This window comes from Bellilinea sp. (assembly GCF_034432615.1).
Lineage (GTDB): Bacteria > Chloroflexota > Anaerolineae > Anaerolineales > Anaerolineaceae > Bellilinea.
The window spans coordinates 1-8,625 of the sequence record NZ_DAOUBL010000384.1 but is presented as its reverse complement, the minus strand read 5'-3'; the positions used below and the strand labels follow the sequence as shown (position 1 = coordinate 8,625).

The following is an 8,625-nucleotide window of genomic DNA, read 5'->3' as shown; positions in this document are numbered from 1 at the left end:
AGCCAGCAAGGCCGAGTCATAAGCGCCGCCACGGCAGTAATTACCGGTTGAAGGCCACACTGCCTTTTGGGTGGTGGGATCGAATTGTCCGGTGACCAGCCGCGGTACCAGGCAGCCAAAGGCGGCTCCCACCTTATGCGCACCGGTGGGGAACCACTTGCCCACCAAACCAATCAGGCGCGCTGGCACACCGGTCAGGCTGGAAGGCAGTTCGATGAAATTGACGCCCCCGAACAACCCGCCAAACGGTTTCGGTTCGTTTTTCCAGGTGATTCGGAAAAGGTTGCGGGGATGCACATCCCATAAGCCGATGTTCCGCAATTCTTCTTTGATGGAATCGGGAATCAGATTGGGGTTTTTCATTTGGGCAAAGGTCGGGATGATGATGTTGCGTTCCTTTACCCGGCGCAGCGCACGTTCTCTCCGTTCTGGAATTACGGTTAAATCAATAGTTGCCATTCGTTTTCTCCTCTTTTTGTAGTTGTAATTTTTTCTCAAAATCTTCCGGGCTTTCACTGACAATGTACAGCGGCCGGTTTTTTGCTTCATCATAAATCCGTCCAATGTATTCGCCTAAAATACCCAGGCAAATCAATTGAACGCCCCCGAAGAACAGTACGGCTATCAAGGTGGTGGCTTGCCCAAAAAATGCCTGAGCCTGAATGGAGCGCAGGATGATGACCACCGGAATGGCTAAAATGGCTAACCCGGCTGCAATGAAACCCAGATAGGTTGCTAATTGCAGCGGAAAATACGAAAAGCCGGTAATGGCGGTCAGCGCCAAACGCAGCATCTTGCGCAGCGGATACTTGGTCTCACCGGCAAAACGCGGCGCACGGCGGTACAGTACGCCAGTCTGACGAAAGCCCACCCAGGCTGACATTCCCCGCAAAAAGCGGTGATGTTCGCGCATCGAATTCAGCACATTGACCACCTTACGGTCCATTAACCGGAAATCGCCGGCATCCATTGGGATGTCCACATCGGTGATTCGGGCAATCAGTCGGTAAAAGAGTGAAGCAGTGAATTTCTTGAAGAAAGACTCCCCTTCCCTCTCAGCGCGCACGGCATAAACCACCTCATAGCCTTCGCGCCATTTTTCAATCAAATCCAGAATGACTTCCGGCGGGTCTTGCAGGTCAGCATCAATGATGACCACCGCATCGCCCCGTGAATAATCCAGCCCGGCCGTCACCGCAATTTGATGTCCGAAATTACGCGCAAACATGACCGGTCTTACACGCGGGTCTGCTTTGGCCAGCTCACGGATGATTTGAGGCGATTCATCCACCGACCCGTCATTGACCAACACCAGTTCCCACGGTTTACCGGTTCTGTCCATCACCTCCACCATGCGGCGATACAGCTCATGCAGGCAGCTGGCTTCGTTGTAAACGGGTACGATGATTGAAAAAACAGGTTTTTCAGTCATTTGTGATTGTTCGTCACCTCTTTTCTTAAAGAGTTGATCTTCAAATTCCAAGATGCTTTTTCAACGCGCTCATGCTCGGTTCAATCACTGGTGCAGCCGGCACCGCTTGCATAGCAGCGCGGATGTCCTTCAAGCCGCTGCCGGTGTTGATGACCAGCACCGGGTCTTCCGGTGTTATCTTTCCCAATGCAATTGCTTTTTTCAAACCCACATAGGCAGTCGAGCCGGCCGGCTCGGCAAAAATTCCCAGCGGTCCCAGTTCACCAATCCCGGCAATGATTTCCTCATCCGAAACAGTGAGATATTCTCCACCGGTCTGGCGGGCTGCCCGAACTGCCCGAACCCCATCGCGCGGCAAATCTACGGAGATGCTGTCGGCAATGGTGGTAGCCTGCACCGGTTCAATCACTTCCGTTCCTTTGAAAAAGGCATTGGCAACGGCTGCCGACTTTTCGGATTGGATGCCAAAAATACGCGGCATTTTTTCCAGCCAGCCGAGGGCATGTAAATCCTTAAAGCCTTTATGCAGGCCGGAGATGATATTGCCATCACCTACCGAAACAAATACTGCCAGCGGAGGTAAATCCCTTTTTAGATTGAGAATCACATTTTCCCAAATTTCAAAAGCAGCTGTTTTCTTGCCTTCCGCCGTGAAGGGATTATACCCCGTGTTGCGGCAGTACCAGCCAAACTCTTCGGCAGCCTGAATGGTCAGGTCAAAGGCCGAGTCGTAATTCCCATCCACCAGTATCACCTGAGCCCCATATACCAGCAGCTGGGCTACTTTGGCAGGTGGTGCCGTCTTTGGGGCAAAAATGACCGCTTTGTGGCTAACCGCCGCCGCCATTCCCGCCAGCGCTGCCCCGGCGTTACCCGTTGAAGCAGTCACCACCACCTCAGCCCCAATCTGACGTGCCCGAGCCACCACCACAGACGAAGCCCGATCTTTGAAGGATGCCGTTGGATTGCGACCTTCGTCCTTGATCCATAAATGCCGCAGTCCCAACTTCTCCGCCAGCCGGGTCGGGTAATAAGTGGGTGTCCAACCGGCCATGCGCAGCGGTGTGCCTTCGCCGCCGGGGTCTTTGACCGGCAGGAGTGGCAAATACCGCCACAGGGAGTAATCCGAGCGTGAAACAATATCATTAATCTCATACTTCTGGCGGATGGCAGCATAGTCCAGTACCACATCCAGATTCCCACCGTCTTTGGGACAGGTATAGGTCACCTGCCCCGGCGCATACTCTGTATTGCACAAAGAACAACGATAGCCGATAAATTCACTCATACATTGACATCCTTTTATAGAAATTTGATTGTTTATTCATTCTCAAACGGTACACCCAGGGAGGCCGGCGGCGAGGTGCGCAGCGAACGCAAAATATTCGCCAGCCATTTCCGGGTTCTCTCCGGCAAAGCAGCCAGTGTACGGTCCACCCACTCGGCATTGCCGATATTGACCAGCAAAAGAGTCAGGATCATCAACGGGAAGGGGGCCACCTGCAACACCTGGGATGGGATGTTGGGTAAACTGGGCTGCAACACCAGACCGAGCCACTGCAGCAGCCCAAACAGGTAGGCGCCAAAAGCCGCCCGCAGCGGATTCCAGCCGCCAAAAATGGTCAGGGCAAGGGCAATCCACCCAAACCCGTCCAGGCCGGAAATGGTGCCTTTCCAACCGGCTTTGACGCTCAATGAAAACATTGGCCCCGCCAGACCTGCCAGCATACCACCCAGCACGGTGTAAAAATAGCGCATCCGATTGACGTTTGCACCGCGCACAAAAGCCGTCGCCGGTTTTTCGCCAATTCCCTGCAGCATCAGCCCCGGTCTGGTCTTGAAAATAAACACATATGAAACAATGATCAGGAGAAAACTGGCATAGACCAGAATATCCTGCTGAAAGAAAATCACCCCAATCAACGGAATATCCGCCAGACCGGGGATCGGCAGAGAAGGAACGCGCGGCCCCTGCAGCCCCATGAATGGATTTCCCAGATAATACGCCAAATCCCGGCAGGTGAGCGCCAGAATGAAACCCACCGCTACCTGAGATTGCTTGAGGGTAATGCTGCTAAAGGCAACAATCAGTGCCACCAGACCGCCAATTAACGCCCCTGCCAGAAATCCTAACCAGAGGCTGTTGGTACTAACCGCCACAGCGAAACCTGCCATAGCAGTCAAGAGGATCGTCCCGTTTAGCGAAAGATTGATGACACCGCTGCGTTCGGCAAAGGTCTCCCCAATGGTTGCAAAGACAATCGGCGCAGAGGAGGCTAAAACCCCGGCCAGACCAATCAAGATAATTTGCGTATCCATAACCATGACCTCATTGAGGACGTGTCAGGCGGCGGCGGACGCCATCCATTAATAAAACAAACAAGACCAGCGAGCCCTGCAACACGCCGGAAAGGGAAGAGTCCAGTTTCAATACAATTGGTAACTGGATACTGCCGATATTCAAAGCCGCAAAAAACAAAGCAACCGGGGCAGCCCAAAGGGCTTGGTAGTTGACCAGCATCGCCACCATCATACCCAGAAAGCCATACCCCGATGAAATCGAGGGGATCAAGCGGTGATAAACGGCCAAAACCTGTGTCGCACCAGCCAGTCCGGCCATGATACCACACAACAGGAACGCCATCAGCATATATCTGGTCGTGGGTATTCCCATCAAAAAAGCCGCTCTGCCGTTACGCCCCACCGCCTTCAGACGCAGCCCAAAATAGGTTCCCCGCAATAGAATGTAAACCAGGGTAATCGCAACAATCCCAAGCGCCAGTGACCAGGGGCTGAGGCGAAACCCCGGCAGCGTTGGCAGCCACAATTCCAGTGGAAACGGCTCAGTACCGCTCATCGAGCCGACACCGGGGCGTTTCCATGGGCCAAAAATAAGCCAGATTGTCAGGGCTGTGGCAACAAAATTCAGACCCAAACCGCCAAAAATTTCGTTGACATTGCCGAATATTTTGAGTAAGGCTACCAGCCCGGCCCAAAACATGCCCCCCAACGCCCCTGCCAGAAAACCAATCAGCATAATCGCGGTGGGTGGCAAGTCGGTAGGCTGTAAGACGCGCAGTGCCCAGGTGGTAAAAATTGCTCCTAATGTGATTTGACCCTCAATACCAATGTTCCACAGGCCTGCCGTAAAAGTCAGTAACAATCCAGCGGTAGCCAGCAGAAGAGGTGTCCAGGCTACCAGAATATCAGCAATTTTGGTTGGCGATCCCACCGCCCCAAGCATGATGTTGTGATAAACCTGAATCGGGTTAGCCCCGGAAATCAACATCACAGCCGTAGTAAACAGTAGCGCCAGCAACACCGCCAGTGTTTGATAAACGATGCCGCTCCAGCGCGAGGATGTCTTCATCATAGTCATACCGTCACCTTATGCATGGGTTTTCAGAAACCTTTTCCGCCGATTAACTGACCCAACTGTTCAACGGTAGTGGATTCGGCATCCAACGGGGGAGATACTTTCCCCCCGTAAAAGACCAGAATTCGATCGCTATATTGAAGAATCTCTTCCAGGTCAGCAGAAGTAAAGATGATGCTTGTTCCCTGTTTGCAGCGATCTTTCAATTTTCCCCAAATCCAAATTGCCGACTCAATATCCAGACCCCGCGTCGGGTGTTCCAGCAGCAATAAATTAACCGGGTTACGCAGCATAGCCAGCAGGGCGCGTTGTTGATTGCCGCCGGAAAGCGACTCAACCGTACTGACCGGGGTTCCTTTGATGTTGAAATCTTCAATTCGCTGACGGGTGGTTGCCAGCGCTTTATCAAAGTTAATGAAAAAGCCGTTTTGTTCCTCTGCCAGAATAAAATGTTCGGTCAGCGAAAGGCCGGGAATCAAACCTTCTTCCATCCTGGAGGCAGGCACATAGGCAATTCCCGCCTCCAGAAAAGCCCGGTACGGCTTGCCGGTCAGACGTTTACCGCCAAGGTTGATTTCCCCTGCCACCGGTCGAATTAAACCCGCACAGGTACGTAAAAACTGAACCTGACCGGAGCCTTCCATGCCAGCCAAACCAATGACCTCACCGCATGTCATGGCGAGATTGATATCCCGAATTTGCAAACGATAATCTTCAATGGTGACATGATCCAGGTGGAAGGACACATCACAGGTTTCGTAACGGCGCTTTTCTTCTAGGCTGATCACCCGCCCGAACATCAATTTCACCAATTCATCGGTAATATAGGGGGGATCAACCTCCCCTACCAGTTCACCTTTCCTGAAAACCGCAATTCGATCGCACAGGAATTCGACATCTTCCAATTTATGCGACACGAAAATAACCGACATTCCTTGTGCGGCTAATTTTCGCAAGGTTTCGAACAGTTTATCCTTCTGGGATGCGCTGATCCCCGTCGTAGGTTCATCCAGAATCAGCACGCGAGCCCCCAACCATAACAAACGCAGGATTTCCAGCTGCTGGCGTTCTCCTACGGTGAGCGAATCTACATAAGCATATGGATCTATATTAAATCCAAACTGGCTTTGTAAATCATTAAAGGCTCGCACCACCTCACGCCGGTTGGGGAACAAACCACCTTCATGACCGATCAGCAGGTTATCCACTACCCGCATCGGCGGGAAGTCCAGCGGATCCTGGTGAAGCATACCAATGCCCAGCCGGATTGCATCCGAAGGAGAGTTGATCTTTACCGGTTGACCATCCAGCCGAATTTCCCCGGAATCGGCTTGAATATACCCGGAGAGGATTTTCATCAGCGTACTTTTACCCGCGCCATTTTCACCCAGAATCCCCTGAATTTTCCCGGATTCAACCGTCAGGGTAATATCATTATTTGCATGAACTGCACCAAAATGCTTGTGGATATGAATCAGTTCAACCTTCATGCAGCCTTCAACTTTCTAACGCAATAAGTCCTCGGGGCTGGCTCACATTTTCAATACGGGGCTGCCGCACCTGCGGCAGCCCCTCCTTTCAAAAAATGAACGGTTAGTTGCTGGGAACGCTCTGACCTTCCATGCCTTCCAGCAATTGCGGCAAATACCAGATTTGCAGATCGGTGGCGACTTCACCTTCAGCAAGGAAGGGTGTGCCGTCCTGATAATTCAGCGGACCGACAAACAGGTTTAAGCCGCCCGCCAGTTCCGCTATGAATTTTTCCACATTGGCTTTGGCATCTGCGCTGAGTGCATCACCAAACACAAAGCCAACCGCAGAAGTATCATGATTGTTGATGTTCGTCCAATCTGGGCCAAGCCACTCAAAGTAGGATTTGAAGGTGCCGGCTTTCACCTGTTCAACAGCCCGCAGGTAGGCAGGCCCCCAGTTGAAATACGGAACACCTAAACACACTTCCGGCGCTTCGGCGCAAGCGCCTTCATAATCATACGGCACTGCCCAAACTTCTTTTCCGGCCGCCCGTGCTTTGCTGGCCTGCACCAGCGCTTCGGTGGTGTCAATACCGGAAATGACCACATCATAGCCGCTGTTCAGGAAATCATCCGCCACCTGAGTTGGGTCGGCTGTGAAGCCGGGGATATTGAACCAGAAGCCAATCCAGGTGACTTTGAATTTTAAGGCGGCAGGGTCTTTGCCGGCATACTTCTCATAGCAGTATTTGGCACCCAGATAAGCCGAAGCGGTCAGCCGGCGGGTTTCGTCATTGATGAGCGGCCCAAGGTAACCGATTTGGCCGGTCTTGGTGGTCAGCGCAGCCGCACAACCGGCGATCATCTTCCCATATTCCATTTTGCCCATGGTGTTGCCGAATTTGGGGAATTCAATGTAATTGACCCCTTCCTTCCAGGAAGTATCGCCTGAAGCGTGGATGACCGGCACGTCCGGGTGAGCGCGGGCAAAGTTGATGGCACCATCTTTCATATCATCCGAGTTGAAGATGATCAACTTTGCGCCTTTCGAGAGCAAATCCTCCGCCAGTTGTTCGGGAGTTGTGCCAGGGCGGTCAGCCGGGTTGACTTTGTCAATGTAAGTTAACTTAACACCAGGCATCTTCTTTTCGACATACAAACCGGCATCGTAATGTGCCTGACTCCAACCGCGGTCATTGTAAGGACCAACCAGCAACATGCCGATAACAAATTCTTCCGGTTCAGCCGGTGGTTGGGTTGGCTGCGGTTCAGCCGGCGGTTGGGTTGGCTGCGGTTCAGCCGGCGGTTGGGTTGGTTGTTGCGCCGGGGGTTGAGTAGGCTGCGGCGCCTGGGTCGGCGTTGCAGCCGGTTGGCAGGCGGAAACCAACAAGGTAAGCAGCAGCACGAAGCTCAGTACAAACCAGATGCGTTTGGATTTCATTTTCTCCTCCATTGTGCAAACGAAAAGTGGGTAATTGGAAATTGGTAACCGGGTTTCAGGCTTTTTTAAACTCCTAATCTTCCGTCAACCTCCTTTCTGTACCTGTGGAACATGAACATCTGAGAAAGAATTGGACCGCCCCATTCAGGTCACCATTACGAGTCGGGGGGCAAACCCGTAATTACCCTATTATTTTACACGAAATGGATACCAGTAGAAGAAGAAACTCACTCCAAACGCCATTAACCGGTCAAAAAAAAATTGGAATTTTGCTGAAGGTGAGTGGGGTAGGTCTGCCCGAATGGATCGGGCAGACCCGCTGATTCAAAAGTTACGGCACAATCCAGGTACCGGTTTCGCCTTTCAAAGCGCGGCCGATATTTTCCGGATTGGTGATCAAGGCTTGTTTACCGCCAGCCTCGAGGAACCAGATGATCGCCTGAATTTTTGGAGCCATCGAGCCTTTGGCAAAGTGGGTGCCTTCTGCCAGATACTGTTTGGCTTCCGCCAGCGTCATGCGGTCAATCCACTTCTGATCGGGTTTTCCAAAATTCAACGCCACCTTCTCAACTGCAGTGGAGATGATCATCAAATCGGCGTTGATTTGCCGTGCTAACAGGCTGCTGGCGTAATCCTTGTCAATCACCGCCGCCACGCCTTGCAGGTCGCCCTGTTCGTTGCGAATGACAGGAATGCCGCCACCGCCGACGGTGATCACCACCACGCCGGCATCCAGCAGGGTTTTAACCGCCGGCAGCTCAACTACTTCCTGTGGGATTGGGGAGGCAACCACCCGCCGCCAGCCGCGCCCGGCATCTTCCACCACATTCCAGCCCATTTCCTGCTGGCGGCGTTTGGCTTCGGCTTCATCCATGAAACCGCCAATCGGTTTGGTGGGATTTTG

At 52.6% G+C, this 8,625-nt stretch carries 6 protein-coding genes and 2 pseudogenes; all 8 read right to left on the bottom strand.

What is annotated here, in order from left to right; translation table 11 throughout:
• Positions 1-459 (bottom strand): annotated as a pseudogene (locus VAE48_RS16890) (pyridoxal-5-phosphate-dependent protein subunit beta); the annotation flags it as partial.
• Entirely contained in the window at positions 446-1,432 is a 987-nt protein-coding gene (locus VAE48_RS16885) for a glycosyltransferase family 2 protein (protein ID WP_322794506.1), read from the bottom strand. The gene VAE48_RS16885 and the pseudogene VAE48_RS16890, both read right to left, overlap by 14 nt.
• A gap of 40 nt (positions 1,433-1,472) precedes the next feature.
• Positions 1,473-2,720, bottom strand: a complete 1,248-nt coding sequence (thrC, locus tag VAE48_RS16880; RefSeq protein ID WP_322794505.1) for a threonine synthase — start codon at positions 2,718-2,720, stop codon at positions 1,473-1,475.
• Positions 2,721-2,752: 32 nt separating this feature from the next.
• Complete coding sequence (locus tag VAE48_RS16875; protein ID WP_322794504.1) at positions 2,753-3,751, bottom strand: ABC transporter permease; 999 nt, start codon at positions 3,749-3,751, stop codon at positions 2,753-2,755.
• A 10-nt stretch (positions 3,752-3,761) separates the two neighbouring features.
• Positions 3,762-4,805: an ABC transporter permease gene (locus tag VAE48_RS16870; RefSeq protein WP_322794503.1), complete on the bottom strand. Its 1,044-nt coding sequence runs from the start codon at positions 4,803-4,805 to the stop codon at positions 3,762-3,764.
• A gap of 29 nt (positions 4,806-4,834) precedes the next feature.
• Entirely contained in the window at positions 4,835-6,298 is a 1,464-nt protein-coding gene (locus tag VAE48_RS16865) for an ABC transporter ATP-binding protein (protein WP_322794502.1), read from the bottom strand.
• A 103-nt stretch (positions 6,299-6,401) separates the two neighbouring features.
• The gene (locus tag VAE48_RS16860; protein WP_322794501.1) at positions 6,402-7,721 is read right to left on the bottom strand and encodes a BMP family lipoprotein; all 1,320 of its coding nucleotides are present in this window, start codon (positions 7,719-7,721) and stop codon (positions 6,402-6,404) included.
• Between the two features lie 331 nt (positions 7,722-8,052).
• Positions 8,053-8,625, bottom strand: a pseudogene (locus VAE48_RS16855) (carbamate kinase); the annotation flags it as partial.